Consider the following 25,552-nt stretch of genomic DNA (forward strand, 5'->3'; position numbering starts at 1 on the left):
CGGGCGGTCTCGGAGGCCCTGGCGGCGTCGGTTTCGACGAGCGTGAGCGCTGCGGTTGCGGCAGGGGCGAGAGGCTCGTGTCGGCGCAGCCGGACGCGGCGGCTTTTGTGCAGATGCGCGAGTGCGCGGACGGGCGAAAGCGGTCAGGGTGCAGGATCGAGCGGAAGGCCGCCCTTCAGGGTGCGTGGAGCTCCAGAAAACGCGGACAATGGCGCAAAAGGTTCGAATTTCTCTCGATGCGATGGGTGGGGACCGAGGGGCTGAGGTCGTGGTGCCCGGCGCCGCGCTGGCGCTCGAGCGTCGCCCCGACATCGCCTTTTCCCTGTATGGCGACAGTGCGGTTGTCGGTCCTCTGCTGGAGCGGCACCCGGCGCTCAAGGCCGCCGCCACGCTGCACCACTGCGAAGTGTCCGTGGGAATGGACGCCAAGCCGAGCCAGGCCCTGCGGCAGGGACGCTGGAAGTCGAGCATGTGGCGCTCCATCGAGGCGGTGAAGACCGGCCATGCCGATGTGGCCGTTTCCGCCGGCAACACCGGCGCACTGATGGCCATGTCGAAGTTCTGCCTGCGCACGATGGCCAACATCGAGCGCCCGGCGATCGCGGCGATCTGGCCGACGGCGCGTGGCGAATCCATCGTGCTCGACGTTGGCGCGACCATCGGCGCGGACGCGCAGCAACTGATCGACTTCGCGCTGCTTGGCGGTGCGATGGCGCGGGTGCTGTTTTCCATCGAGCGACCGACCGTCGGCCTGCTGAACATCGGCGTCGAGGAGGTCAAGGGGCTGGAGGAGGTTCGCACTGCCGGCCGTCTGCTGCGCGAGGCCAATCTGCGCACGCTCACCTACGCCGGATTCGTCGAGGGGGACGATCTCGGCAAGGGCACCGTCGACGTGGTGGTGACGGAAGGGTTTGCCGGCAATATCGCGCTCAAGACGGCGGAAGGCACGGCCAAGCAGATCGGCGGCTATCTGCGCTCCGCCATGAACCGCACCTGGCGCGCCCGCCTCGGCTATCTGCTGGCGAAGGACGCCTTCGACCGCCTGCGGGAGAAGATGGACCCGCGCAACGTCAATGGCGGCGTTTTCCTTGGCCTCAACGGCATCGTCATCAAGAGCCATGGCGGCACGGATCCGGAAGGCTTCGCGGCCGCCGTCGAGCTTGCCTATGACATGGCTCGCAACGATCTGATGCACAAGATTCTGAATGATTTGAAGCACTACCATCGCGGGCGGTTCGGCTCGCGGGATGGCTCGGAAGGTGATCTGTGACAGTCAAGCGTTCCATAATCCTCGGGACTGGCAGCTATGTGCCCGAGCGCCGCCTCACCAACACCGACCTGGCGGCAATGGTCGACACCTCGGACGAATGGATCGTCCAGCGCACGGGCATCCGCGCCCGTCACATCGCCGCTGAAGGCGAGCTGACCTCGGATCTTGCGGTCAACGCGGCGACCCGGGCGCTCGAAGCCGCCGGCCTGGCGGCGAGCGACATCGACCTGATCATCCTGGCCACCGCGACGCCGGACAACACCTTTCCGGCTTCGGCCGTCACGGTGCAGAACAAACTCGGCATCTCCACCGGTTTCGCCTTCGACATCCACGCGGTCTGCTCCGGCTTCGTCTATGCGCTCGCCACGGCGGACGCCTACCTGCGCGGCGGCATGGCGAAGCGGGCTCTGGTGATCGGCGCGGAGACGTTCTCGCGCATTCTCGACTGGGAGGACCGCACCACCTGCGTTCTCTTTGGCGATGGCGCCGGTGCCGTCGTCATGGAGGCTTCGGACGGTGAGGGGACCACGGCCGACCGGGGCGTGCTGACCTCGCATCTGCGCTCCGACGGCGCGCACAAGGACAAGCTTTATGTGGACGGCGGGCCGTCCTCGACCCAGACCGTCGGTCACCTGCGCATGCAGGGCAAGGAAGTGTTCCGCCATGCCGTGTCGATGATCACCGACGTGGTGGAAGCGGCCTTCGAGGACACCGGCACCGACGCTGCCGCGCTCGACTGGTTCATCCCGCATCAGGCCAACCGGCGCATCATTGACGCCAGCGCCAGGAAGCTGGGCATCGACCCCGACAAGATCGTCATCACGCTCGAGGATCACGGCAACACGTCCGCCGCCTCGATTCCGCTGGCGCTGGACACCGCCGTGCGCGACGGTCGGGTGAAGCGTGGCGATCTCATCATGCTCGAGGCGATGGGCGGCGGCTTCACCTGGGGCGCCTCCCTCGTTCGTTGGTGATCCGCCAAGGGATTGACCGGCAGGGCTTTTTCGAAGCAACGTAACGTCACGTGGTTGACCCTCAACCCGGGAGCAAATAGTCTACGCGACGTAACGATAAAGCATCCCTGAGTTGCCGGGTCTTGAGCGCCGGCCTAGGAGGAGCTATGGGCGGCAGGACAATTACCCGCGCGGATCTGTGCGAGGCGGTCTACCAGAAGGTGGGACTGTCTCGCTCTGAATCGTCGGAACTGGTCGAGAAAGTGCTTTCCGAGATCGCCGATTGTCTTGTGGCGGGCGAATCTGTGAAGCTGTCGTCGTTCGGATCGTTCATGGTCCGCTCCAAGGGAGAGCGGATAGGCCGAAACCCGAAGACCGGTGAAGAGGTTCCGATCCTTCCGCGCCGGGTGATGGTTTTCAAGCCGTCGAACGTTCTGAAGAAGCGCATCAACGAGACCATGATGGGGACGTCGGACGACGCGGCGTGACCATCGCTGCCGACGATAAAGTGCCGATCAAGTGACCGTTGACAAAAGCCCTGACGCCTTTCGCACCATCAGCGAAGTCGCGGACGATCTCGACCTTCCGCAGCACGTGCTGCGGTTCTGGGAGACCCGTTTCTCACAGATCCGCCCACTGAAGCGCGGTGGTGGACGGCGCTATTATCGTCCCGAGGATATTGATCTCCTGCGCGGCATTCGCCATCTGCTTTACGGCGAGGGCTACACGATCAAGGGCGTTCAGCGCATCCTCAAGGAGCAAGGCCCGCGTTTCGTCATGCAGGTGTGGCGCGACGACGGAATTCCGCTGGCTGCCATCGCGGCCCAGGTTGCCGGCACCCAGCCCGACGCCGCCGCGGCCGCCACGGCGGGACGCAACGCGTCCGCACGGACGGCACCCGCGCCAGGCGGCCCGGCCCGCCAGCCCGCGCAAACCTCTCCCTCCGCTGCCGGTGCCGGCGTGATGACGGCCGCAAGCCATGAAGGCGAGGGCGACAGGCATTCCTCCGCCGATCTCGATGTCGAGCCCGTTCCGCGCGGCATCCTGCCCGAAGGCGTGGAGCCGCCCCAGGGGCGCGGCGGTCTGCGGTTGATGGAAAGGCTGCTCGGTGAGCGGAGCGAGCATGGCCCCGCGACGGCGTTGTCGCGCGACGACATCCGCCGTCTCCAGGCCACGCTCTTTGAGCTTCTCGAGTGCAAGCGCATCCTCGACCAGGCGCGCTGAACTCTCGCCCGTCTGATCGGGCCTCTCCTCTCGAAGCCGGATTTTCAGGACTGAAGCGGCGTCTCGCCTCGGGCTGCGCGGCCTGTCGACAGGCGGCCGGCCCCGCGAGGGTGGCGCCAAGCGCTACCCTGTCGGCGAGCGCACCTGCGTCCCGATCAGGCCACGAACGGACCGAAGCGGCAGTCCGTGGCCTGAGAGGTTTCCCGCATGGACCCTTGCCAGGGGTTAGAGGTTGCCCTTCGCCAGCTCGGAAGCGATCCGGTCCGCCTGGCGGATGGCGAGCGCGACGATTGTCAGCGTCGGGTTTTCCGTCGCGCCGGTGGTGAACTGGCTGCCGTCCGAGACGAAGAGGTTGGGCACGTCATGCGCCTTGCCCCAGCGGTCGACCACACCGTCGCGCGGCTTCTCGGACATCCGGTTGGTGCCGAGATTATGCGTCGAGGGATAGGGCGGGGTGGGGAAGGTGCGTGTCGCACCGACCGCGTCGTACAGCGCCATGGCCTGCCTGTAGGCGTGATCGCGCATGGCATTGTCGTTCGGGTGGTTGTCGAAGTTCACATTGGCGACGGGCTGGCCGAAGCGGTCCTTGAGATCATGGTTGAGGGTGATCCGGTTGGTCTCCTGCGGCATGTCCTCGCCGACGATCCAGAGGCCGGCCATGTTCTCGTAGCCGTCGAGCGCGGTGGTGAACTCGCGTCCCCAGGCACCCGGATCGAGGAAGGCGGCCATGAACGGCAACCCCAGCGACAGCGTCTCCAACTCGTAGCCACCGACGAAGCCGCGCGAGGGATCGTGGCGCGACTCGTCCTGGATGATGCCCGCCATCGTCGTTCCCCGCCACATGCGCACCGGCTTGTCGAAGATGGCGTAGACCGAGCCCGTGGTGTGGCGCATGTAGTTTCGCCCGACCTGTCCGGATGAATTCGCCAGCCCGTCGGGAAACATGCTCGACGCGGAGTTGAGCAGCAGACGCGGGCTCTCGATGGAATTGCCGGCGACGCAGACGACGCGCGCCTTCTGCAGGTGGTGGGCACCGTCCTTGTCGGCATAGACGACGCCGGTCACCTTGCCGCTCGCGTCATGCTCGATCCTGAGCGCGTGGCAGTTGTCACGCACCTCGAGATTGCCGGTGGCCTCGCCGCGTGGAATGTCGGTATAGGCCGACGACCATTTGGCGCCCCACTTGCAGCCCTGGAAGCAGAAGCCGGTCTGCTGGCAGGACACGCGCTCGTCGTAGTCCTGGCTGTTGATCGCCATGCGACCGGTATGAACTTCCTTGTAGCCGAGCTTGTGGGCGCCGGCCTCGAAGACCTTGTAGTTGTTGTTTCCCGGCAGGCCGGGGCGGCCACCGGTGCGGGTGACGCCGAGCTTGGTCTCGGCCTTTTCGTACCAGGGGTCCATCTCCGCCAGGTCGATCGGCCAGTCGAGCAGGTTGGCACCCTGGACGTTGCCATAGGTGCTGCGTGCCCGGAACTCGTGTTCCTGGAAGCGCAGCGATGCGCCGGCCCAGTGAATGCTGGTGCCGCCGACGGCCTTGACAATCCATGCCGGCAGGCCGGAGAAGTCCTTCGCCACGCGCCAGTCGCCGGAGGTCGAGCGCGGCTCGGTCCAGGCGAGCTGGCCGAAGCTCTCCCACTCGTCGTTGATGTAGTCCTCCGGCAGGTAGCGTCCGCCCGCTTCCAGTGAAACAACGGAAACGCCCTTTTGCGCCAGCTCGTTGGCAAGCACACCGCCGCCCGCGCCGGTGCCGATGATGACGACGACGCTGTCGTCGTTCAGGTCGAATGGTGCAGCCATGACAGCCCCTCCCTCAGATCCAGTTGATGTCGTCGAAGCCGCGGTGGATGTAGCCGCCCTTGGAGAAGCTTTCGCCCTCGTAGCCGAAGAGCGGCCAGAGGCCCTTCTGGTTGTAGAGCCCGGTGACGAGCCCGCCGCGGATCAACTGGAAGAAGGGGCTTTCCTCCATGCCCCTGAGGATCTCCACCCGGTCGCGTTCCCAGCCGATGGAGAGATAGTCGGCGTGGCCCTTGCCGCGCGCCGCCGCGTCGAGCCCGGCAATGCCCACCTCGACCGTTTCGGCCATGTCGGCGTTGTCGTAGCCCTTCACCGCGGTGGCGTAGAATTCATCTGCGACATGATCGTGCGGGTAGATGTCGCGTGCCATCTGGATCAGCGCCGCCATCGTCGCCGGCTTTACATGGGTCACCTCCATGGCCCATGCCGCGCCGGTCCCGGCGAGAAAGCCGGGGCCGGTGACGAAGGCGGCGCCCGCTGCCGCGCCAAGCGTCAGCAGTTGCCGTCTGGAAAGCCCTCTTGGGGATACAAGCGTTTCGGTCATAATCTCCTCCCTCCCGAAACAGCCGTCACCTAGCGGTAGCGGCCGTGCCTTTGCAGAACCTCGATCTGATAGCCGTCCGGATCCTGGACAAAGAAGAACCGTGCCAGCAGCGCGCCGTCGCGGTTGAAGTCGACGATCTTGCGCGGGGCGAGCCCGGCTGCCTCGAAGCGCGCGTGCTCTGCGTCGAGATCGTCTACGCAGACAGCGATGTGCCCATAGCCGTCGCCGAGGTCATAAGGGTCCGTGCGTCCCTTGTTGACCGTCAGCTCGACCTCGAAGTCGGCTTCGTCGTTGCGGAGATAGATGAGAATGAAGCTGTCGAACTCGAGTCGCTCCGCGATCTCCAGTTCGAAGGCAGTTCTGTAGAAGGCGATGGAGCGCGCTTCATCGAGCACGCGTATCATCGCATGAATGCATTTCGCCACGATTTACTCCCGGATCGTCTCCGCCGGCCCTCGTGCCCAGGGGCTGGCGTATCGGTCTACCGTCAAGCTGATGCGAGATTTCGCACTTGCAGCAAACGCTCGTCTTTTGACTTGCGATAACGACAGACTGGGACGGGAGACCTCGCTCCGGGTAGTATCGATTTACTACAGGACGTTTTTTACTCGGCCGCCTCGAGGTGGATCTGCGGCAGCGTCTGGCGCAGGCGCACGAGACAGGCACAGCGCAGCAGCGAGGTGAAGTTGCGGGTCTCGCCCCGCAGTTCCAGTACCTCGGAGTGCAGCTTGGAGATGAAGGCCGGGGTCGAGACGCCCTCCGCCGCCGCGATCTCGTCGACGATGTCCCAGAACGATCGCTCCAGGCGGATGCTCGTGCTCTGGCCGTTGAGGCGCATGCGGCGCGTCTCGGGTTCGTAGTCGTCCGGGTCCTGCCCGGCGAAGATGTGGCACATGGGGTCCTCCCGCGCGGTGTCCGCGTGTCTTGTCCGCCAGTCATTCCGCTGGCGCTGCCGTTCAACCATGGTAGCGCCAAGAGGCCTGCGCACAAGTGCGGATGCGGGACGGCTCAGTCCGGGTGAACATCGCCATCGGGCAGGCCGAAGCGTTCGAGGTCGCGGCGGGCGATCTTCTCGCCGAGGGAATAGGTGAAACCGGTGACCCGCTCGAGGCCCGCCGCCGCCTCGCAGACGAAGGCGAGCGCATACCAGTCCGCGCCGCCATGGATTGCGGCTCCTTGCGCGGAAAGGGTCGCTCCGTCGAACCGCAGATCGGCGCGGGCGTAGGCGTTGACGAAATCCGCGTGCAGCTTTGGTCGGGCGTGGCGAACCTGCTCCACGGCCTCGTAGTTGCAGAGCTGGACAAGGCGCTCCTGCGGGTCGAAGCCCTTCAGGTCTTCCCGTGTCTGTCGCCCGAGCGGGCTGTCCATCGCGGCGGTGGAATAGACCTTTTCGGCGCGCACCATTGGCGTTGGTCGGTCGCGGCGAGGGGGATCCGGCCGCAGGCGGGCGCTGTCCTTCGCCCTCTCCCGTGCAGGTGCCTTGTCGCGGAGGATGGGGGCTTCCGGCGCGGCCGACGGCGTCACGCGCCGGGCGGTTTCACCGGCAGGCGCTGTGGTGAAAGGGGGCGAGTGCGGTGCTTCGACCGGGGTGTTGTCGGTGCCAGCCTGCTGGCGCCGCGACCCGGTTCGCGCGGGCAGGGCCAGAAGTTCCACAGGGATCGTCTCGAGCGACGGCCTCGGCGCATCGCGCGGCACGGCGAGCGTGAGCGCCGAGAGAAGCACGGCATGCAGCAATGCGGAGATGGCAAAACCGGAGCGCATCCGGAAAGGCAGCCGGTCGTCGGTGCTCGAAAAGGTCAAGGGCGTGGCCGGAGATCGCCGAAGGGAACAAGGGAGAAACCCTGCTCGCCAAATAAGCCGAAATTCCGGCGTCTGGCGCATCATGCGGGAGTGCCGACCAGACTTGAGCAGACACCCGTTCTCCGCAGCGTCTTCAGGGCTGCAATCTGCCCTTTCGTGAACCGTGAACGCCTCGTTTTCCGTCGCCGCGATCGGCGGGCTTTACCCAAGTCCAAAGGACATTCAGAGAACAGAGAACGATGATCGACCCTGACGCAGCTGGAATATGAATTCGTAGCAATGTTTGGGTAGTACATTCTTAAACATTGGAATCTACGGCTCTAAACATTGGTGTTAGGAGGGGGATTTATGCAACCATCAGTTCGTGCCAATCGCCTGGCGATTGAAGGCGGTGAACCTGTTCGTACAAAACCGTTGCCATGGGAACTTCCAGGAGCTCATTGGATCGGCGAAGAAGAACGCGAACTTGTTGAGCGGGTTGTAAAGTCTCAAAGCCCGTTCAGGTTTTATGGTCCCAACCCACAGCATATGGTGGAAACGCTCGAGAAGGAGTGGTGCGAGACCTACGGGCATTCCAACGCGCTGGCGGTTTCATCGGGAACCGCGGCGTTGTCCATTGCCCTGTCCGCGCTTGAGGTGGGCCCTGGCGATGAAGTTCTGGTCGCCGGCTATATGTGGGTGAGTTGTATCTCGGCTATTGTCCGGGCCGGGGCGATCCCGCGGCTGGTTGATATCGACGATACCTTCTGCATGGACCCTGCGGATCTCGAGGCCAAGATAACCCCCCGCTCTCGTGCCATCTTGCTGGTTCACATGAGTGGCGCCCCTGGCAATGTTTCGAAGATTGCCGATATTGCCCGAACGCATGGTATCGGCCTGATCGAGGATTGCGCGCAGGCTGCCGGTGCCAGTCAAAACGGCACGGCAGTGGGACGTTTCGGGGACGTCGCAACGTTCAGCTTCCAGTTGAACAAGAACATGACATCGGGCGATGGCGGCATGGTTGTCAGCGACAATGATGCTTTGTTCCGCCGGATCGTGGCGTTGCATGATCTGGGCTATGCCCGCGATGAAGCTGGTCGGCTGGATCCGACGGACGAGACCTGCCAGCTGTGGGGCATCGGCGCGCGTATGTCAGACCTGGCCGGGGCGATGGCGCTGGCGCAATCGCGTAAGCTGGCCAAGATCACAGGCGCCATGCGACAGGCTAAATGGCGCATCCGCGCGGCGTTGGAGGAGATCCCCCAGATCAAGTTCCGCAATGTCATCGACCCCGACGGCGACAGCGGTCCATTCCTGATCATGTCCTTTGAGGACGAGGATATCTGCGCGCGCTTCATGGCTGCCGTCAGGGCGGAGGGCATTCATGGCCCCGAAGGATCGCTGAGCTGTTTGCCTATGCGTGAATGGGGTCTGCATTGGTATTTCAACATCCCCAGCCTGACCCGCAAGCGCTCCAACAGCCGGGATGGTTTCCCCTGGACCCATCCAGCCAACAGCTTTGCGTCGCAAATCGACTACGGACGGGGGCAATTGCCGGTCTGTGACGATATGCACGGCCGAGCCGGTCTTTTGTCCATCGCCTCCACACTCACGGATGACGATGTCGACGACATCATCCTTGCGTTCCGCAAAGTCGCCACTGCCTATTTCAATCGTTGAGGCCAGAACTCATGCAATCCCTTTCGTCTGTGCTCGCTACAGATCTGTTTTCAATCGCCAAGGCAACGACCAGCATCGACGTTCTGATCGTTGGATCGGGCACCGCCGGGGTCACCAGCGCGATCGAATTGGCCGGCAAGGGGCTGTCGGTTGTGATTTTGGAAGCCGGGCCGTTTGTGCTGACCAACCACGTCGGCTCAACGCCATTTCGCAGCCGCAGCGATCTGGCTCCTCAAGTTCACAATCTTGTACGCTACCGCACCGCCTGGACCGACCGCGAGCATTTCGACGAAGACATAGCGCCACCATTGAACAGCGACGCCTGGTCGGCCGTGGGCGGTCGCACGCTGTTCTGGGGCGGGTGTACGCCGCGGTTCTCCGAATGGGACTTTGCAGACTGGCCGGTCACGTTTGATGAATTCAAAGCCTATTATGAACATGCCGAAGACCTGATGCATGTGTCGGGAAACAGCACCGACCGACCGCCGTTCTTTCGCGGTGATGCCCAGCAGGGATTTCTGGACAGTCTGACGAATGCCGGGATCGAAGCTGAGCACGCCTCTTTGGGCGTCGACACGCAGGAGCAGCGCAACGGATACGTGTCGCGCGGATTTGACTGCGCTGCCGACCGGCTGATCAGAAGCGGCCTGTTGTCATGCGATGTGGCCCGCGGCCGGATCACCCTGGTGCCCAATACGCTTGCCGAACGCGTGGATCATGACGGTCGCCAAGTGACCGGGCTGATTGCCAAGGGGACCGAAGATGACCAGCGGTATCGTCTGGTTGCCCGGCACTACACGTTTGCAGGAGGGGCTATTCAGTCGACACGCCTGGCGCTGGCTTCGGGATTGAAGGAACTGCATCCGCATGTCGGGACGCATGTTTCCGATCATCAGTTCATTCAGGGCTTGTTCAAATTGCGTGAGCCTTTGAACGAACCGATCTATGCGTTCATCCCGTCGACGAAAGAGCGCCCTTATCACATCCAGATCCAGGGCCCGTTCAACGAGACCTGGTATACGCCGTATCATGCCACCGTCTGGCTGGATTGCGACCCTGAGGGGCTGTATCTGCTGGCCTATTGCTTTGGCGTGGGAGAATCCTCGGAAACCAACGAGGTCAAGCTGACCCAAGGCCAGAGCGATGGCCCCGGTGACCTTGGGAAATACGCGGTCATTGCCGACCGCAGCGAGAGCGACAAAGAGGTTTTGGCGCAAATGGATGCGTTTCTTCCCAAAGTCGCGGAGGCCATCAACGCAGAGCTGATCCGAACCCAGGTCAATCCGCTTGGGGCAGCCCTGCATGAAATCGGTGGCCTGCGCATGTCCGCCGAGCCTGAAGCCGGTGTGACCAACACCTATGGTCAGTTCTGGCGGCTTCCCAATCTGTCCGTCGCGGATTCGGCGGCCTGGCCCTCGCAGGGATCTGCCAACAGCTATCTGACCATCACCGCTTGGTCGCTTCGTCATGCCGAAGGCGTGCTTGCACGCCTGTCAGCCTGAAGACCCCAATAGGGAGGGGCCAAGATGCTCTTACGACTGGTTTCACTGGCTGCACTTTTCGGCCTGCTTTTTGGTTTCGATGAGGGGGTCATTGCTGGTGCTCTGCCTCTGATCACCAAGACTTTTGACATCTCGGTCACGGCCGAGGGGTTCTTGACGGCAGCGGTCCCTCTGGGAGCCGTCGCCGGGGCAATTCTGGCGGCGATGTACGCCGACAGTCTGGGCCGGCGAAAAGTCCTGATCTTGTGCTCGGTGCTCTTTGCCGCCGGCTCGGTTGCCAGCGGTCTGGCGATGCGGCAGGAAGAGCTGGTCGTCGCACGGCTGATTCTGGGCGTTGGAATTGGGGCTTCGGCCCTGGCCGCTCCCATGTTCCTGGCGGAACTTGCCCCGGCAAAATACCGTGGGGCGGTGGTCTCTGCGTTTCAGCTGATGATCACTGTGGGCATTCTGGTCTCTTATCTTCTGGATATGGCCCTTGAACCACTGGGCGCCTGGCGCTGGATGCTGGCTTTGGGGGCGGCACCTGCGGTGGTGGCCCTGGTCGGGATTTTCCTGTCACCGGAAAGCCCGCGCTGGCTGGCGATGAACGGTGCGCGCGACGAGGCCATTTCGGTTATCGGTCAGGTGCAACCTCATCTGTCCAAGGATAAGATTACCCATATTGTTGATGAAATCGAAGCGTCGAAATCTGCAGATGACAAGGTCCCGGACTGGGGTGTCTTCTTGTCCGACAAAGTGCGTCCGCTGGTGATTTTCACTATTGTCGCGTTTGTCTTGCAGCAGGTCAGCGGAATTAACGCCGTCATCTATTACGCGCCGACGATCATGAGCCACGCTGGATTTGACGGTGCAAGCACCCAGCTTGCGGCAACCGTCGGTATCGGCGTCGTGAATGTGCTCATGACTGTCGTGGCCATGTTCGTGGTTGACCGCTTCGGCCGCCGCCCCCTGTTCATCCTTGGATTTCTGGGCGCGACAGTCAGCCTGGCGGTGATCGCTTATGCGATGCAGGCCGACCGACCGGATCTGGCGCCAGTCGGCCTGGCTGGTCTGTTTGCCTATATTGCATTTTTCGCGGTTAGCCTTGGGCCCTTGCCGTGGCTCTATATGTCCGAGCTGTTTCCGCTGGCGCTGCGCAGTCGGGGAATGGCGATGGCATCGGTTGCGAACTGGAGCTGCAATTTTATCGTCGTTTTCGCGTTTCCGTTGGTTGTGGCCCAATTCGGGGCCCCGGCAACATTCTCCATCTTCTCGGCCTGCTGTGCCCTCGGCGCGGTGTTCTCCTGGTTCTATGCTCCGGAAACCAAGGGAGTCAGCCTGGAAGAAATCGAGAGACATCACAGCGGCGTGGTTGCATGAACCTTCAACCACCGGCAACGGGGATGCGACTGTATCTCGCGCTAAGCCGCGTATCGTTCCTGACAACTTGCGCTGGCCTGCTGTTTGGATACAGCACGGCCAGCCTCGCCGGCTGGCTGGATGAGATCGGCCTCGAATTCAGCCTGGGCACATCGGGCAAGGAGTCCGTCACGGTCTCGCTCGTGATCTGCTGCTTTCTGGGGGCGATTCTGGCGGGGCCACTCTCAAGGGCCTGGGGGCGTCGCGTAACTTTGCTGTGTGCCTTTGGTCTGGCTGGCGCGGGCTATGCCTTTACCCTGACGCATCCAGACTTGAGCGGATTGGTGGCGGCACGGGTCCTGATCGGGCTATCGGTCGGTCTGTCGTCGATGGCCGCGCCGATGTATGCGGGAGAAGCAACGCCCGCACGCTATCGCGGCAGTGTTGTGTCGCTGTTCCAACTGGCCGTCACGATAGGCATTCTGGCGGCGTATGCTGTTCCGCTCTGGATGGAGGACCCAGCCAAATGGTCCCTGGGGATCGGGCTGGGTGGTGTGATCGCGCTGGCAGGCCTCGTGGCGCTGGCCTTGGTGCCGGAAAGCCCGGTATGGCTGGGCATGGCAGGGCGTCCGGGGCAGGCTCAGGCCGCGGCCGCAACACTGGGGTTCGACTATCAGCCCCGGTCTGGGCAACCGGCTGGCAAGGGCGGGGTGCCGTTGCTGAAGGTCATGTGCGTGGGAACGACACCGGCCGTGCTGGGCTTATGTTGCGGGCTGTTCATCCTGCAAAATCTCAGCGGTATCGACGGTATTCTCTACTACGCTCCCGCGATCTTTGTTGAGTTGGGCTTTTCGCCGGGATCGGCAGCGCTTGGCGCGACGTTTGGCCTGGGTCTGATCAATCTGGTCGCGACAATCGTGGCGATTGCGACGGTCGACAAGCTGGGTCGCAGGCCGTTGGCCATCGGCGGGTCACTGATCATGGTGATTGGCCTGCTTGGCGTGGTTGCCGCCAAATCCTGGGACCTGCCAATCCTCGGTCTCGTTTCCCTATGCACCTATATAGGGGCGTTTGCCGTAAGCCTTGGGCCCTTGCCCTACGTCTTGATGTCCGAGTTGATACCCTCAACGATCCGGGAAACCGGGATTGCCGTCGCGTCGGCCACCAGCTGGTTGTTCAACGCGCTTGTTGCATTTGTCTTTCTGTCCGGCGTGTCGACCATAGGACTGGACGGCGTGTTCCTGGTTTTTTCCGCCGTTTGCGGTCTGGCCTTGGTCGTATCGCTGGTCTGGTTGCCGGAAACCAAGTCGCGGAACCTGAACATGATCGAAGACAATGTCCGTGCGGGCGTCGCATTGCGCCGCGTCGGTGACGTTTCCTAGGAGCAGGACCAGACGTGATTGAAATACTCGGCCCGCTGGCGGACGCACGAACCGTCGTTCAGCCAGCGGGCCGGCTGTTCTTCGGCTGAGTCTGAGGAACTTTACGCCCTCCCGTCACCGGATCCGCCCGCGCCCGCCAATGGCGGTGGAGCAGGGATCGCTTGCGTAGGGGATCGTCCGACGGTCACACCATGGCGCATGCCGGCAGGGCAATCAGGACCAGCGCCGCCGAGTGCAGGCAGCGCTCCTCGAAAGCCACCCAAGGACCATCAAACATGGGTAGAAGGAGACCGCGAGGAGGGGCTTCGCGCCGGGCCGCGGACCGCTGGTGGAAACACACCGCGAACCGTCACTAAGCTGGCCCCCGGTTCGTGAGAACAGGAGCCAACTTCACATGAATTTTCCAGGTAATTGAATTTAATGGTCGGGCAGGCCGGATTTGAACCGACGACCCCTTCACCCCCAGTGAAGTGCGCTACCAGGCTGCGCTACTGCCCGACTGTCCCTTGACGGAACCCGCTCTTCCTAACCGCTTCGCCGGTCATGCGCAAGCGCATAGCTCGTGCTTTCCACGCGCTATCGACGGCTTTCGCGCCTTGCCCGCGCGCCGGGGTGGCGCATGCCGTATTCGAGCGAGATCAGGCCCCATGCGATGCCGTAGAGCATGTAGAGATGGCGCCAGCGGTCGGTGTCGATGATGGCTGACATGATCATGTGGCCGACGAGAACCACGAAGACGCAGCGCGCCGCCCATTGCCAGGGGCGCGGCTGGAACACCACCGTCAGCATCTGCCGGAAGGTGACGATGACAAGCGCCAGATAAGCCGCCCCGCCAAGCCAGCCGTAGGTGGTGAACGCCTTCATGTAGGTGTTGTGCTCGTCCTCGGGAAAGAAGTTGCGGAACTGCAGCGGTCCGAGCCCGAAGGGGTGGTCGACGACGATCTCGAAGCCGAGCACGTAGCGTGCGAAGCGGCCGAGACGGGCCGTGTCGTAGTCCTGCACCAGCTTGGCGCGCTGGATGAGCATGGTCGAGATCGAATCGATCGAGAGCGCAACGACGAGAAGAGCGGCGAAGGCGAGGGTGCCGGCGAGCGCGAAGCCGAGCAGCCGGGCGCGCGCGTGCGCATCCCGCGTGCCGATGAAGACCAGCAGATAGACGCCAAGGCCGGAGAAGGCGGCAAGCCCCCAGGCCGCGCGCGAGAACGACAGCAGGATGGCGAGGCTGAGGATCGCCAGTGAGCCGAGACGCAGAAGCGGCCTGATCAGCGGGCGCGAGACAAGCGGCTCGCTCAGCAGCGAATGGACGAGGAAGGTCCATGGCAGCACAAGGAAGGGGCCGAAGACATTCGGGTCCTGAAAGGTTCCCTTGGCCCGGCCGTAAAGCGTGAAGGTCTCGTGGCCGAAGCCGAAATAGCCGGCGATGCCGAGCAGCGAGACGATCACCGCGCTTGCCTCATAGGCGGAGCGGATCGTGAACAGGCGCTCCGGCGCAGCGGCGATGATGGCCGCGAAGAACAGGCAGGTGATCGCCAGGAAGCCGGTGACGGCGATATACATGATCGCTTCGCCGAAATCGTCGGACATCAGCGTCGAGATCAGGCCGCCGCAGATGAAAAGCACGACGATGACCAAAAGCGGTGCCGTGGCGACGGGGAGCCTTGCGCCCGAGAGCAGCCAGCCGCCGAGGACCACGACCATCGCCAGTTCATAGGGGGCGGGCTCGCGGATGACGAAGCCGCCCAGGAAGACGACGAACCAGAGGCCGGCGGCGGCGATGCGCGACGTGTCGAGGCCGATGGGGCCGCGTCCCGCCGAAAGGCTCGCCCCGGCGCCCATCAGTAGGCGTTTTCTGTCTTGAACAGCGCCAGCGGCGTCGCCAGCAGGATGCGGATGTCGAAGAGAATCGACCAGTTCTCGATGTAATAGACATCGTACTGGACGCGCTTCTGGATCTTCTCCGGCGTGTCGACCTCACCGCGCCAGCCGTTGATCTGGGCCCAGCCGGTGACGCCGGGCTTGACCTTGTGGCGGGCGAAATAGCCGTCGACGACCTCGTCCCAGAGCTTCTCGTCGGTGTGCGCGTTGACCGCATGCGGACGCGGACCGACGAGCGAGAGATCGCCGCGCAGCACGTTGAACAACTGCGGCAGCTCATCGATGGAGGAGCGGCGGATGAAGCGGCCGACGCGGGTCACGCGCGGATCGTTTTTGGTCACGACCTTCTTCGCGGTCGGGTCCGCCATCTCGTGATACATGGAGCGGAACTTGAGGACGTCGATGACCTCGTTGTTGAAGCCGTAGCGCTTCTGGCGGAAGAGGATCGGCCCCTTGCTGTCGAGACGGATGGCGAGCGCGGCGGCGATCATCACCGGCGACAGCAGGATGATCGCTGCGGTCGCGACGACAAGGTCGAAGGCGCGCTTGGCGATCGAGTCCCAGTCGGCCATGGGCTTTTCCACCACGTCGACGAAGGGCACCGTGCCGATGAACGACGAGGCACGGTCGCGGAAGCTGACCTTGTCGGTGTGGGCGGACAGCCGGATGTCGACCGGCAGCACCCAGAGCGTCTTCAGGAACTCCAGCAGCCGCTTCTCGGCCCTGAGCGGGATCGTCACGATCAGCATGTCGATGCGGGCGATGCGCGCGAATTCGACCAGGTCGGTGACGGTTCCGAGCTTTGGATAGCCGGCGACGATATCGGGTGAGCGTGCGCTCTTGCGGTCGTCGAACAGGCCGCAGATGCGAATGTCGTTGTTCGGCTGGTTCTCGATCTCGTGGATCAGGTCGGCTGCGACCTGGCCGCCGCCGACGATCACGGCGCGTCGCTCCAGGCGGCCGGCGCGGGTCCAGCGGCGCACCAGCATCGAGGCGACCATGCGGGCGCTGAGCAGCGCGGCAAGGCCGGTGCCGTACCACAGGCTCAACACGGTCTCGTCGACGCCGCGCATGAAGTTGCCGACATTCTTGATCATGTAGAGCGTCAGGAACACCAGCGTCCAGGCGACGGCGATCCGCGTTCCGTGCGAGAGCACGTTGCGCATGACGGGGATCTGGTAGCAATCCGCCGCCTGAAAGAACGACGTCGCCAGAATCAGCGCCACCGCCAGCGGCAGCGCGAAGGTGAACGAAAACAGCGGCACGCCACCGGAGAGCATTGCCGCGGTGCCGATCAGGGCGATCAGCGCCAGGTCGACAAGGCGCACGGTGCCGCCGACGACAGCCGGCGCGATGACGGACTTGCGAAGACCGGAGGCGACTTCGAGCGCCAGCGGCGAAAGGCCCGGTGCGCGCGCGCCAAGGTCTTCCTTGTCGCCGGAACGTGCCTTGCCTGTCTCGCCGGCCGGCAGCAGGTCCTTCAGAAATTCCGTGGAATGGGGCGAGGTCATGTCACTTACTCCTCAGTCCCTTGCCCCTTTGGGACCGACATCCGGTTTGACTACGGCACGCGCGGACGCGAGCGCCGTGCTCTCTTCGCAGTGCCGGGACCGCCCCTGCTTGCGGTCCTCGCGCGCCTGAAGATAGAGCGAGGTGATGCGATCGTTCATCAGATCGACGTTGAAGGTCTCCGAAAGGCACTTTCGCTGGCCTTCCGCGCGACGGCATGCCGCCGCAGGATCGGAATGGACCATTGCCATCGCCGCTGCAAGCTCTGAAGCGGATCCGGGGGTTACGAGCTGGTCGGCGTAGCGGCCGAATATCTCGGGAATGCCGCCCACCCTTGTGGCGATGAGCGGCACCTGGGCTGCCACTGTCTCCAGGACGATGTAGGGCATAGCCTCGGCGCGCGACGGTACGACGACACAACGAGCCTTGGGAAAGGCCTCGCGCGCCGGCAGTGCGCCGGCAAAGGTAACGCGGTCCGAAAGGTTGAGTTCCGCGACCATGCGCTCGTAGCGCGGCCGGTCCTCGCCTTCTCCCACGATCAGCGCGGTCGGGTTCAGCCCGTAACCGCTCCCCAGATCGCCGAGCGCGCGGATGAAGAGATCCGGTCCCTTGAGATCACGCAGCATGCCGATGAAGAGAAAGTCGACGGCATCCGCATTGGGCTTGATGGCGGAAAATTCCTCCGGTGCCAGTCCGTTGTAGACCACCCGCGCCGGGATCCGCGGCGTGCGCACCTTCGATTCGTAAGCGGCGTATTCATAGTCGGAGACGAAGACGAGCGCGTCGGTGAAGCGCTCCTGCAGGCGCTCGAGCGCGAAATACACGCGCCCTTCGATCTTTCCGGCATCGTAGTGCAGGCTGCCGCCGTGGGGGCAATAGACCCGCGTGATCTTGCGCCCGCCGGCGCGCAGCAAGGTGCCGATGGCGCGGGCGAAGACGCCACCCTTGGCGCCGTGGCCGTGCAGCACGTCGGGCTTCAGGTCGCGGATATGGCGAAAGAGAGAGAAGGCCGCGCCGATGTCGCGGGGGGTAACCTGTCGCCGCATGGGGAAGCGCTTAATGCCGAGCGCAAGCTGCGGCGCGAGGCGCGCGATTGCCGCGTCCTCAAAGGCGCCGCCGGTCGTCGCATCGCAGACCACGCCGACTTCGTGTCCGGCGCGGGTCTGGGCAAGCGCCAGATCGGCGATGTGGCGGAAAATGCCGCCAATGGGCGCGCGTACGATATGAACGATACGCATGGGCGCGGCAGTCATTGGAACTCTCCCTGTCTGCAAGCAGCACCCGGCCGGATTATGCTTCCGGTCCAGGCAACGGCAAAGCTAGCAGGTGGCGGTGAGTCCCAGGTTAACCGCGCGCCGCGTGAAGGGCGCTCTGGCGGCGGCGTGCCGTCAGAAGAATCGCTCTCTCACATAGATCGTGTCGCCGGGGCGGATCGGATCGGTGATCGGCACGCGACCGCTCAGGATCTCGCCGTTGATCTGGCGGGTGATATCCACCGAGGATTGCTGCGCGCGGGGCGTGAAGCCGCCGGCGGTTGCGATCGCGTTCTGTGCCGTCATACCCGCCACATAGGCGTACTGGCCGGAATTCGAGACCTCTCCCATGACGAAGAGCGGGCGGTAGGTGGCGACCTCGACGGAGACGTCCGGATCGCGCAAGTAGCCGTTTTTCAGCCGATTCGTGATGGATGACTCGAGTTCGCGGAGGGTCAGTCCACGTGCCGGAACGCTGCCGATGAGGGGCATCGAGATGTAGCCCGCCTGATCGACCGTGTAGGTGTTGTTGAGGTCGCGCTGACCGAAGACGATCACCCGCAGGACATCGCTCGAATCGAGCCTGTAGGGCTTGGTCAGAATGTCGTGAAAGGCCGTCGGCGGCTGCCGGTATCCGCTGCAGGCGGCGACCATGAGGCAGAGGCAGAGGGTGGCGGCAATACGGCTGAACATCCCGATCTCCTGAAGCGATTGCGCCAGTATTTCGCCGAACGTGGTTAACTTGCGGTGAATCCCCGCGATCTCTTTCACGAGGACGCATTAAGGGCACTTGGTTCGGGATGGTTAACACTCCGCTTACCATAGCGAGGCATCATCCTTGCCAAGTATTTCCTTGGAGTAGCGAGCATGAGTGAGCCGCTGACACCTGGCATGACCCGGTCCGATGCGGAGGAGCGCGTCGAGATCGACGTTGCGTCCATCCTTGCTGCCCTGCGCCGGTCGCTGCGCTGGCTGCTGCCGCTCTGTATCGCGGTCGCCGTGTGCGCCTTTGTGGTGCTGCAGATCGTGCCGTCCCGCTACCGGGCCGAATCGAAGGTGCTGATCGAGACGTCGGACATGGTCTATCCGGGCCAGGCGCGCGGTGCGGAAGAGGAGCGCGCGCTGCTCGACAACGAGGGCGTTGCCAGTCAGGTCGAGCTGCTCATGTCGCGCGATCTCCTGCGCCGTGTTGCCAAGCGCCTGGACCTCGCGGCCGAGCCGGAGTTCGAGGCCGGCGGATCCGGCGGGCTGGTCCGCGACATGCTGGTCGCCCTTGGCGTGACCCGCGATCCCGAGCGCAATTCGGACCAGGAGCGGATGCTCAAGGTTCTCTATGAGAATCTCGACGTCTTCCGCGTCGACGGATCGCGCGTCATTTCGGTACGCTACGTGTCGCGCGATCCGGAGCTGGCCGCGCGAGTCGCCAATGCCATCGTCGAGGAATACCTGAACCTCCAGTCGTCGGTGAAGCGCGAGACCACGGATCTTGCCGCAACCGCGCTCGAGCCGCAGGTCGAGCGGCTTCGCAAGGATGTGAAGGAAGCACAGGAAAAGGTGGAGGCCTGGCGTTCGGGGCAGGGGCTTCTTCTGGGTGCCGACAACCAGACGCTCGACCAGCAGCAGCTTGGCGAGGTCAGCACCCAGCTTTCCGACGCCCGTGCGGCCCGCTCGCAGGCAGAGGCGCGCGCCGATCTCATTCGCGGCCAGCTCCGCGCCGGCGGATCTCTGGAGAGCGCCAACGAGGTTCTGAATTCGCAGTTGATCCAGCGTCTGGTCGAACGCCAGGTCGAACTGCGCGGACGAATCGCCGAGCTGTCCACCACGCTGCTCCCCAATCACCCGCAGATCCGGGCTCTGCGCTCGCAGCTTGCCGATTTCGACCGCCAGATCCGCCAGGAGGCGGCAAAGATCGCCGCCGGGCTGGAGAACGAGGCGAAGATCCAGCAGGAGCGCGTCGAATCGCTGACCCGTACGCTCGAAGAGCTCAAGACGCGGGCCGCGAAGTCCAACGAGGACCAGATCCGGTTGCGCGAGCTTGAGCGCGAGGCGCAGGTCAAGGCGACCCAGCTCGACCAGCTCATGACCCGTTACCGCGAGGCCGACACCCGGCGCAACGCACCGGTTCTCGGCGCGGATGCGCGTGTGATCTCGCGCGCCACCGTGCCGCTAGAGCCCTATTGGCCCAAGACCGGCCCGATCGTCGGCATCCTCACCTTCGTCACCTTCATTCTCGGCGCCCTCGTCGTCGTACTCGGCCAGTTTCTCTCCGGGCGTGCCTTCGCCAGCGTCCCGCTTGCCGAGGACGGCGACGACAGCGCGCCTGCCGGTCGTGACAAGGCAATGCCCGTTCCCGCATCCCTGGGGGGCAGCTATGGTGGCTATGCGTCGGCCGCGCCTTCGGCGAGCTATTCCGGCAACTGGCAGTCCCCGGCGACCGGCAATGTAACAATGGAGGATGCGGACGAGCCGCTTGAGCCGCAAGGCGAGGCCACGCCTGCCAAGCCCAAGGACCAGGATCTGATTGCCGAGACCCGTGCGCATCTCGCGGAAGCCGCGGCAGACACCGGCGCGGCGTCAGCGGCGATGCAGGGCGAGGGCGACCGCCCGCGCCGCGTCGCGGTTCTCTCGGTCGACAGCGACGAGGCCTCGCAAGGGGTGGCCTTCCGCCTCGTGCGCGAAGCCGCCGAGGACGGCGTGCTGCCGCTCTTCCTGGAGGTTCGCCCCGATCTTGCCGACCCGGAAGCCGTGCCGGGCTTCGCCGAGCTTCTGGAAGGCTCCGCCTCCTTCGCCGGCGTCATCTACCGGGACGCCGCGTCGCGGGCGCATGTGATCGAATCCGGACGCCGTGCCATCGACGACGATCTCGCCCAGGGGGGCAGGTTCGAACTGCTGATGGATGCGATCGACCACACCTACGACCAGGTTTTCTTCGACCTTGGGCTCATCGACGACGCGCTGATCAGCGCCCAGATCCTCGCCATGGCCGACAAGGTGGTGGTGGCGAGCGGCGGCTCGCCGGCCGGCCCGGAACTGGAGGCGGCACTCCGGATGCTGGCCGACCAGACGGGCGCGCCGGTTGTCGTCGAGCGTGTCTCGCGCGCACGTCCCGGCGGGAACTCGCGCTCCGACATGGCTGCCTAGGGGCGCGCGGCCTGCATTTCTTGCGGGAAAGGCAAGCGGTAACGAAAAAGGGACGCCGGCGGATGCGGGCGTCCCTTTTCGCTGTCTTGCAGAGATGAAATCCGTCAGCCGACCAGCTTGCGAAGCTGCCTGACCCTTTGCCACAGGGCGGGCGTGTTGCGGATCCGGCGCTTGGCGGAGCGCACCTGGCGGATCGCCGCCAGCATGATCCTGCCGCGCAGCGTCACTGGAACGTCGACGTCGAGCAGCACTTCCTTGTCCGCCCAGGCCGTCTTGTAGCGCTCGGCGCCAAGCCCGAAGTCGAAGCATGTCGCCCCGAGCGCGCAGGCATCGGCGATGACATGGTTGAGCAACAGGTCGCCCGGACTGCAGGCGGCCGCGTCCTCGTCGATGCTGTTGGTATAGGCGTGGAAGCGGTCGTATTGCATGCCGCAAAGATAGGTGGCGCGCACCTCGCTGCTGCACTCCAGCGCATAGATCATGAAACGGTCGTCGCCGGCCTCGAGCGAGCGCTTCAACTGCTCGCGCAGGAAGGCGCGCATGTCGGGCACGTCGAACACGTTGGGAATGCCCTGGCTCGCCTGCCGCACGCCGCGTTGTGCGATCAGGGTGTCGAGGAAGGCAAGCGCCGTTTCGAGATCGTCCGCACGGCGGAAGGTGAGGGGGCCGGCCTCCGCCAGCTTGCGCTCCTTGGTGCGCAGCTTCTTGCGGGCGCTGGAACTGCGGCGCGCCTTGTAGAGCGTGTCGAAATCCGGCTGCAGCGGGAAGGCGTGAACGGCGTTGAGGCTTTCCACCGCCTTGTTGTCGACCAGCGGATGAATGCGGGCGTCGAGCGTTGCCGGCACATACTTGAGATCGAACAGGTCGACGCCGTTCTCGGCTCCGACCCGGATCAGCGCCTTGTGCAGGCTCTTGGCGTGAATGCCGGCAAGAATGTCCCGTCGCCACAGGCCCGAATTCTGGTTGCCGTGGAAGTCGCCGAGAAAGCGGCCGACCGTGGCGAGCCCGCCGGCCCTGCGCCGGTAGGACAGCGGCAGCAGGAACGCTGGCTTGCCTTCCAGCTCGCCGACAACGATCAGCGCCTCGATGCCGCGCCCGCGTCCGACCCGGTCGTACCAGGAGGACAGCCATTCGTAGCTGGTGAAGAGCGTGCCGAAGGCGTGGTCCTGCAACTGGCGCCATTCGGCTTCGACCGCATGAGGGTCGCTGACCGCGCGGATCGCGAATTCGCCGGTTTCCAGCAGGGCGTCAAGCCTCATGGCCTCGACGTCCATGTCTTCGAAATCATGCGCCTGAAAGAGCTCGGTCGATCTCGCAAGTGCTTCCGCCATTCCTTCCCCCCGCCGCGCGACAGCGCTGGCATCCCGTACCGTTCTGCTCTTCTGAGTAGCAAGGAGTTCTAAAGAAAACGTCGATAGTGTCCGTATCGAACGGTGGCCATGGGGAATTTTGAGGAATGGATCTGCGTCGCGGATTGCTTGCAGCAGGTTGCGCGGTGCTCGACCGGAGCGGGATCGGTCGCGCGCTGATGCCCCTGACCGGCGGACGCGGTCTCATCCTGACGCTGCACAGCGTCCAGCCCGGTTGCGCGCCGCGCGGGTTCGACCCCAATGCGCATCTGCGCGTGACGCCGGAGTTCCTCGACCACACCATTCGCCAGATCCGCGCTGCCGGCATCGAACTCGTCTCGCTGGAAGAAGCCGTCACGCGCGGCATCGACGCACCCGCCGGCGGTGGCAAGCGGTTCGCCGCGCTGACCTTCGACGACGGCTATCGCGACAATCTCGTCCACGCCTATCCGGTGCTCCGACGTCACGGCGTGCCCTTCACCATCTTCGTCACCACGGGCTTCGTCGACCGGACGGCGGAGATCTGGTGGGAGGCGCTGTCGCGCATCGTTGCCAGGGCGGAAACGATCGAGGTTCCTGTCGGACGGGGAATGCAGCGCTTTCCCGCCGCGACCTGTGCGCAGAAGGCGCGCGTCTTCTGTCATGTTCTGCACTGGTTCACGCGCGAACTTGGCGAGGATTCCCAGCGTCTCGAGCTGCGTCGGCTGGCCGAGCGACACGGCGTCGACCTGACCGCGCTGGCCGAGGAGCTGATCCTGTCCTGGGAGGAACTGCGCGGGCTGATGGCCGATCCGCTGTTCACCGTCGGCGCGCACACCCACGACCATTTCGCGCTCGCCCGTCTCACCCGCGAGCGCATGCACGCGGATGTCGCGAAGGGCCTGTCGCGGCTGTCTGAGGAGCTGGGCGTTCGCCCGGCGTGTTTCGCCTATCCCTATGGCTACGAGGCCGCCGTCAACAGCGAGGCGGGCGAGGTCGTCGCCGAATTCGGGTTTCGCGCGGCGATGACCACGCGGCCGGGCATGATCTGCGCGAAATCCGACCGCATGGCGCTGCCACGTGTCTCGCTCAACGGCTATTTCCAGAACGCCGCCGTCGTCTCCCAGTATCTCACCGGCGTGCCGTTTCCCGTCTACAATCTCGTGCGGCGCGTTCGCGACGTGGTCAATCCGCATCCTGCCTGCGGCTGAGCCGGAAGCCGTGTTCCATCCACCAGATGATAGCGCCGGCGGGAACCGTCCAGGCCAGCCCGGCAATGCCGTAATAGAGCATGCGCACCGCGCCCGAGGCCTCCTGCATCGTCATGTCTCCGATCACCATCGCCACGAAGGCGTAGACGATGACGAAGGCGACCAGCAGCACCATGCCGATGAACTTGCGCAGACGGTTGGGCATATCGCGGTTCGTTCCTGTTGCCGGGCTCCGGGGGCGGAGCCGCTTCCCGCTTGAGTGAATGTGTCACAGCCGGTGCAAGGTCAAGCCCTGCGCAAAGGCCTTGTCATTCCCCGGCGCGGTCTGTAACCCCTTTGTCGCGGGCTTGCAGCGCTCGGACAGCGGCGGAGAGCCGCGCCGTTCCGCTCCCGCGAGAGCCCTTGGGATCCACTCAGCCAGAGCCAGCCATGACCGACACCACGGCCACCGCGACCCCGGTTCCGGGCACCGAACCAGCCAGGATCGCGCGCGATCGCAAGGCGATCCGCCTCTGGCTCTACGCAATCTGCCTCATGATCCTGGCCATGGTCATCGTTGGCGGCGCGACGCGGCTGACGGAGTCCGGCCTCTCCATCACGGAGTGGAAGCCGATCCACGGCGTCATTCCGCCGCTGTCGCTCGCCGAGTGGGAGGAGGAACTGGCGAAATACCGCCAGATTCCCGAGTACCAGCTCATCAACAAGGGCATGTCGCTCGAGGAGTTCAAGGTCATCTTCTGGTGGGAATGGTCCCACCGGCTGCTTGGCCGTCTCATCGGCGTTGCCTTCTTCGTGCCGCTTGTCTGGTTCTGGGCGCGCGGGCGTGTCGAGAACTGGCTGAAGCCCTGGCTTGTCGTTGGCCTCGCGCTCGGCGGTCTGCAGGGCGCCGTCGGCTGGTGGATGGTCGCCTCCGGTCTCGTCGACCGGGTCGACGTCAGCCAGTACCGTCTGGCCACCCATCTGACGCTCGCCTGTCTGATCTTCGCCTATCTCTATATGTTGGCCCGCTATCTGGCCTTCGCGCCCATCGGGCGGGCGCGTGCGCAAGCGGATGCGCGCCCCTTTGCCGGGGCGGCTGCGGGGCTTGTCGCGCTGCTCTTCGTGCAGATCTTTCTTGGCGGCCTGGTGGCGGGGCTGAAGGCCGGCCACACGTTCAACACCTGGCCGCTGATGGACGGGCAGTTCATTCCCTCCGGCCTGTGGATCCAGACCCCGGCCTGGCTCAATCACTTCGAGAACGCGCTGACCGTCCAGTTCCAGCATCGCATGGCCGGCTATGCCGTCGTCGCGCTGGCCGTCCTGCTCGCGCTCGCGGTACGCCGCCGCGCCGCTGGCAGCCAACTCGGCTGGGCGAGCGCGCTTGCCGCGCTGTGCCTGCTGGCGCAGATGACGATCGGCATCGCAACGCTTCTTGGTCAGGTGCCTTTCACGCTGGCTCTCATGCACCAGGGCTTCGCCGTCGTCGTTCTCGGTGCCTGCCTTGAATTCTGGGCACGGGCCCGGTTTGCGCCGACGCGCTGACTGAACGCCCGGGTTTCTCCTCGTCAAACAAGACGGCCGCCCGGAGGGTCCGGGCGGCCGGTTGCGTTCGTGCGCGGGGGCGACCTCAATCGGCCTTGGCGGGGGGCGGGTTCGGGCCCCCGGGCGGGCCCGGGGTCGGCCAGGCCAGGCCCAGGGGTCCGCCGCGGCTGCAGGCGCGGGGCCACATGCGCCCCCCGCCTGCTCCGCGAAGCCGCAGCGCCATCCCCGCCGTTCCGTCCCTGCGA

General features: G+C 64.5%; 22 protein-coding genes, 1 tRNA gene and 1 pseudogene. 11 read left to right on the forward strand and 13 right to left on the reverse strand.

The features are described 5' to 3' along the window. Nucleotides 1-208: 208 nt before the first annotated feature. The 4 genes from plsX to ACN0WF_RS10790 all read left to right on the forward strand — a co-directional run bounded on the left by plsX (nt 209) and on the right by ACN0WF_RS10790 (nt 3,447). Entirely contained in the window at nt 209-1,270 is a 1,062-nt protein-coding gene (gene plsX, locus ACN0WF_RS10775; protein WP_417772819.1) for a phosphate acyltransferase PlsX, read from the forward strand. Beyond that, a complete protein-coding gene (locus ACN0WF_RS10780) occupies nt 1,267-2,244 on the forward strand; it encodes a beta-ketoacyl-ACP synthase III (RefSeq protein WP_417772820.1) in 978 nt (325 codons plus the stop codon). Before plsX ends, ACN0WF_RS10780 begins: the two co-directional genes overlap by 4 nt. A 146-nt stretch (nt 2,245-2,390) precedes the next feature. Further along, the gene (locus ACN0WF_RS10785; RefSeq protein WP_417772821.1) at nt 2,391-2,711 is read left to right on the forward strand and encodes an integration host factor subunit alpha; all 321 of its coding nucleotides are present in this window, start codon (nt 2,391-2,393) and stop codon (nt 2,709-2,711) included. Nucleotides 2,712-2,742: 31 nt separating this feature from the next. Continuing rightward, nucleotides 2,743-3,447 carry a MerR family transcriptional regulator gene (locus ACN0WF_RS10790; protein ID WP_417772822.1) on the forward strand — a complete coding sequence of 235 codons (705 nt, stop codon included), beginning with the start codon at nt 2,743-2,745 and terminating at the stop codon, nt 3,445-3,447. Between the two features lie 225 nt (nt 3,448-3,672). On the opposite strand, the gene ACN0WF_RS10795 is transcribed toward ACN0WF_RS10790, so the two are convergent. The 5 genes from ACN0WF_RS10795 to ACN0WF_RS10815 form a co-directional block, all read right to left on the reverse strand. Then, nucleotides 3,673-5,244, reverse strand: coding sequence for a GMC family oxidoreductase (locus tag ACN0WF_RS10795; protein ID WP_417281084.1), 1,572 nt, complete (start codon nt 5,242-5,244; stop codon nt 3,673-3,675). A gap of 13 nt (nt 5,245-5,257) precedes the next feature. After that, entirely contained in the window at nt 5,258-5,785 is a 528-nt protein-coding gene (locus ACN0WF_RS10800) for a Twin-arginine translocation pathway signal (protein ID WP_417281085.1), read from the reverse strand. 29 nt (nt 5,786-5,814) lie between these two features. Beyond that, entirely contained in the window at nt 5,815-6,210 is a 396-nt protein-coding gene (locus ACN0WF_RS10805) for a VOC family protein (RefSeq protein ID WP_417281086.1), read from the reverse strand. A gap of 179 nt (nt 6,211-6,389) precedes the next feature. Continuing rightward, nucleotides 6,390-6,680: a ribbon-helix-helix domain-containing protein gene (locus tag ACN0WF_RS10810; protein WP_417281087.1), complete on the reverse strand. Its 291-nt coding sequence runs from the start codon at nt 6,678-6,680 to the stop codon at nt 6,390-6,392. 113 nt (nt 6,681-6,793) lie between these two features. Further along, nucleotides 6,794-7,585 (reverse strand): DUF930 domain-containing protein, encoded by a 792-nt coding sequence (locus tag ACN0WF_RS10815; protein ID WP_417281088.1) that lies wholly within the window; start codon nt 7,583-7,585, stop codon nt 6,794-6,796. Nucleotides 7,586-7,933: 348 nt separating this feature from the next. On the opposite strand from ACN0WF_RS10815, the gene ACN0WF_RS10820 reads away from it, so the two are divergent. The 4 genes from ACN0WF_RS10820 to ACN0WF_RS10835 are packed head-to-tail and all read left to right on the forward strand — an operon-like array spanning nt 7,934 to nt 13,469. Then, a complete protein-coding gene (locus tag ACN0WF_RS10820; protein WP_417281089.1) occupies nt 7,934-9,247 on the forward strand; it encodes a DegT/DnrJ/EryC1/StrS family aminotransferase in 1,314 nt (437 codons plus the stop codon). An 11-nt stretch (nt 9,248-9,258) separates the two neighbouring features. Continuing rightward, nucleotides 9,259-10,749 carry an FAD-dependent oxidoreductase gene (locus ACN0WF_RS10825; protein WP_417772823.1) on the forward strand — a complete coding sequence of 497 codons (1,491 nt, stop codon included), beginning with the start codon at nt 9,259-9,261 and terminating at the stop codon, nt 10,747-10,749. 24 nt (nt 10,750-10,773) lie between these two features. Beyond that, nucleotides 10,774-12,108, forward strand: coding sequence for a sugar porter family MFS transporter (locus tag ACN0WF_RS10830; protein ID WP_417772824.1), 1,335 nt, complete (start codon nt 10,774-10,776; stop codon nt 12,106-12,108). Nucleotides 12,109-12,131: 23 nt separating this feature from the next. Continuing rightward, complete coding sequence (locus tag ACN0WF_RS10835; protein ID WP_417772825.1) at nt 12,132-13,469, forward strand: sugar porter family MFS transporter; 1,338 nt, start codon at nt 12,132-12,134, stop codon at nt 13,467-13,469. Between the two features lie 5 nt (nt 13,470-13,474). On the opposite strand, the pseudogene ACN0WF_RS10840 reads toward ACN0WF_RS10835, so the two are convergent. The 6 genes and pseudogenes from ACN0WF_RS10840 to ACN0WF_RS10865 form a co-directional block, all read right to left on the reverse strand. Continuing rightward, nucleotides 13,475-13,620: pseudogene (locus ACN0WF_RS10840) on the reverse strand (IS3 family transposase); the annotation flags it as partial. A 270-nt stretch (nt 13,621-13,890) separates the two neighbouring features. Then, nucleotides 13,891-13,967: transfer RNA gene (locus tag ACN0WF_RS10845), tRNA-Pro, on the reverse strand. A 78-nt stretch (nt 13,968-14,045) separates the two neighbouring features. Further along, entirely contained in the window at nt 14,046-15,305 is a 1,260-nt protein-coding gene (locus tag ACN0WF_RS10850; protein WP_417772826.1) for an O-antigen ligase family protein, read from the reverse strand. Beyond that, nucleotides 15,305-16,855, reverse strand: a complete 1,551-nt coding sequence (locus tag ACN0WF_RS10855; protein ID WP_417772827.1) for an undecaprenyl-phosphate glucose phosphotransferase — start codon at nt 16,853-16,855, stop codon at nt 15,305-15,307. The genes ACN0WF_RS10850 and ACN0WF_RS10855 overlap by 1 nt, the downstream gene beginning before the upstream one ends. 12 nt (nt 16,856-16,867) lie before the next feature. After that, the gene (locus tag ACN0WF_RS10860; protein WP_417772828.1) at nt 16,868-18,106 is read right to left on the reverse strand and encodes a glycosyltransferase; all 1,239 of its coding nucleotides are present in this window, start codon (nt 18,104-18,106) and stop codon (nt 16,868-16,870) included. A 135-nt stretch (nt 18,107-18,241) separates the two neighbouring features. Then, nucleotides 18,242-18,799, reverse strand: a complete 558-nt coding sequence (locus ACN0WF_RS10865; protein WP_417772829.1) for a polysaccharide biosynthesis/export family protein — start codon at nt 18,797-18,799, stop codon at nt 18,242-18,244. 174 nt (nt 18,800-18,973) lie between these two features. Here ACN0WF_RS10865 and ACN0WF_RS10870 point away from each other — a divergent pair, with 174 nt between their 5' ends. Further along, nucleotides 18,974-21,247: an exopolysaccharide transport family protein gene (locus ACN0WF_RS10870; RefSeq protein WP_417772830.1), complete on the forward strand. Its 2,274-nt coding sequence runs from the start codon at nt 18,974-18,976 to the stop codon at nt 21,245-21,247. A gap of 104 nt (nt 21,248-21,351) precedes the next feature. Here the strand turns inward: ACN0WF_RS10870 and ACN0WF_RS10875 are convergent, their stop codons facing one another. Beyond that, on the reverse strand, nt 21,352-22,578 hold the full coding sequence (locus ACN0WF_RS10875; protein WP_417772831.1) for a GNAT family N-acetyltransferase: 1,227 nt from the start codon (nt 22,576-22,578) through the stop codon (nt 21,352-21,354). A gap of 125 nt (nt 22,579-22,703) precedes the next feature. On the opposite strand from ACN0WF_RS10875, the gene ACN0WF_RS10880 reads away from it, so the two are divergent. After that, complete coding sequence (locus ACN0WF_RS10880; protein ID WP_417772832.1) at nt 22,704-23,786, forward strand: polysaccharide deacetylase family protein; 1,083 nt, start codon at nt 22,704-22,706, stop codon at nt 23,784-23,786. On the opposite strand, the gene ACN0WF_RS10885 is transcribed toward ACN0WF_RS10880, so the two are convergent. Continuing rightward, entirely contained in the window at nt 23,761-23,991 is a 231-nt protein-coding gene (locus tag ACN0WF_RS10885) for a DUF2842 domain-containing protein (RefSeq protein WP_417772833.1), read from the reverse strand. The two genes, ACN0WF_RS10880 and ACN0WF_RS10885, sit on opposite strands and share 26 nt — an antisense overlap. A gap of 224 nt (nt 23,992-24,215) precedes the next feature. Here ACN0WF_RS10885 and ACN0WF_RS10890 point away from each other — a divergent pair, with 224 nt between their 5' ends. Next, on the forward strand, nt 24,216-25,307 hold the full coding sequence (locus ACN0WF_RS10890; RefSeq protein WP_417772834.1) for a COX15/CtaA family protein: 1,092 nt from the start codon (nt 24,216-24,218) through the stop codon (nt 25,305-25,307). Nucleotides 25,308-25,552: the final 245 nt, after the last annotated feature.

It is taken from the genome of Stappia sp. (genome assembly GCF_048268045.1).
Classification (GTDB): Bacteria; Pseudomonadota; Alphaproteobacteria; order Rhizobiales; family Stappiaceae; genus Stappia.

Excerpts from the sequence above, each read along its gene's own strand:
- plsX (WP_417772819.1), top strand. The coding sequence starts at position 209 with ATGGCGCAAAAGGTTCGAATTTCTCTCGATGCGATGGGTGGGGACCGA.
- ACN0WF_RS10785 (WP_417772821.1), top strand. The coding sequence starts at position 2,391 with ATGGGCGGCAGGACAATTACCCGCGCGGATCTGTGCGAGGCGGTCTAC.
- ACN0WF_RS10795 (WP_417281084.1), bottom strand. The coding sequence starts at position 5,244 with ATGGCTGCACCATTCGACCTGAACGACGACAGCGTCGTCGTCATCATC.
- ACN0WF_RS10800 (WP_417281085.1), bottom strand. The coding sequence starts at position 5,785 with ATGACCGAAACGCTTGTATCCCCAAGAGGGCTTTCCAGACGGCAACTG.
- ACN0WF_RS10810 (WP_417281087.1), bottom strand. The coding sequence starts at position 6,680 with ATGTGCCACATCTTCGCCGGGCAGGACCCGGACGACTACGAACCCGAG.
- ACN0WF_RS10820 (WP_417281089.1), top strand. The coding sequence starts at position 7,934 with ATGCAACCATCAGTTCGTGCCAATCGCCTGGCGATTGAAGGCGGTGAA.
- ACN0WF_RS10825 (WP_417772823.1), top strand. The coding sequence starts at position 9,259 with ATGCAATCCCTTTCGTCTGTGCTCGCTACAGATCTGTTTTCAATCGCC.
- ACN0WF_RS10830 (WP_417772824.1), top strand. The coding sequence starts at position 10,774 with ATGCTCTTACGACTGGTTTCACTGGCTGCACTTTTCGGCCTGCTTTTT.
- ACN0WF_RS10835 (WP_417772825.1), top strand. The coding sequence starts at position 12,132 with ATGCGACTGTATCTCGCGCTAAGCCGCGTATCGTTCCTGACAACTTGC.
- ACN0WF_RS10850 (WP_417772826.1), bottom strand. The coding sequence starts at position 15,305 with ATGGGCGCCGGGGCGAGCCTTTCGGCGGGACGCGGCCCCATCGGCCTC.
- ACN0WF_RS10855 (WP_417772827.1), bottom strand. The coding sequence starts at position 16,855 with ATGACCTCGCCCCATTCCACGGAATTTCTGAAGGACCTGCTGCCGGCC.
- ACN0WF_RS10860 (WP_417772828.1), bottom strand. The coding sequence starts at position 18,106 with ATGACTGCCGCGCCCATGCGTATCGTTCATATCGTACGCGCGCCCATT.
- ACN0WF_RS10865 (WP_417772829.1), bottom strand. The coding sequence starts at position 18,799 with ATGTTCAGCCGTATTGCCGCCACCCTCTGCCTCTGCCTCATGGTCGCC.
- ACN0WF_RS10870 (WP_417772830.1), top strand. The coding sequence starts at position 18,974 with ATGAGTGAGCCGCTGACACCTGGCATGACCCGGTCCGATGCGGAGGAG.
- ACN0WF_RS10875 (WP_417772831.1), bottom strand. The coding sequence starts at position 22,578 with ATGGCGGAAGCACTTGCGAGATCGACCGAGCTCTTTCAGGCGCATGAT.
- ACN0WF_RS10880 (WP_417772832.1), top strand. The coding sequence starts at position 22,704 with ATGGATCTGCGTCGCGGATTGCTTGCAGCAGGTTGCGCGGTGCTCGAC.
- ACN0WF_RS10885 (WP_417772833.1), bottom strand. The coding sequence starts at position 23,991 with ATGCCCAACCGTCTGCGCAAGTTCATCGGCATGGTGCTGCTGGTCGCC.
- ACN0WF_RS10890 (WP_417772834.1), top strand. The coding sequence starts at position 24,216 with ATGACCGACACCACGGCCACCGCGACCCCGGTTCCGGGCACCGAACCA.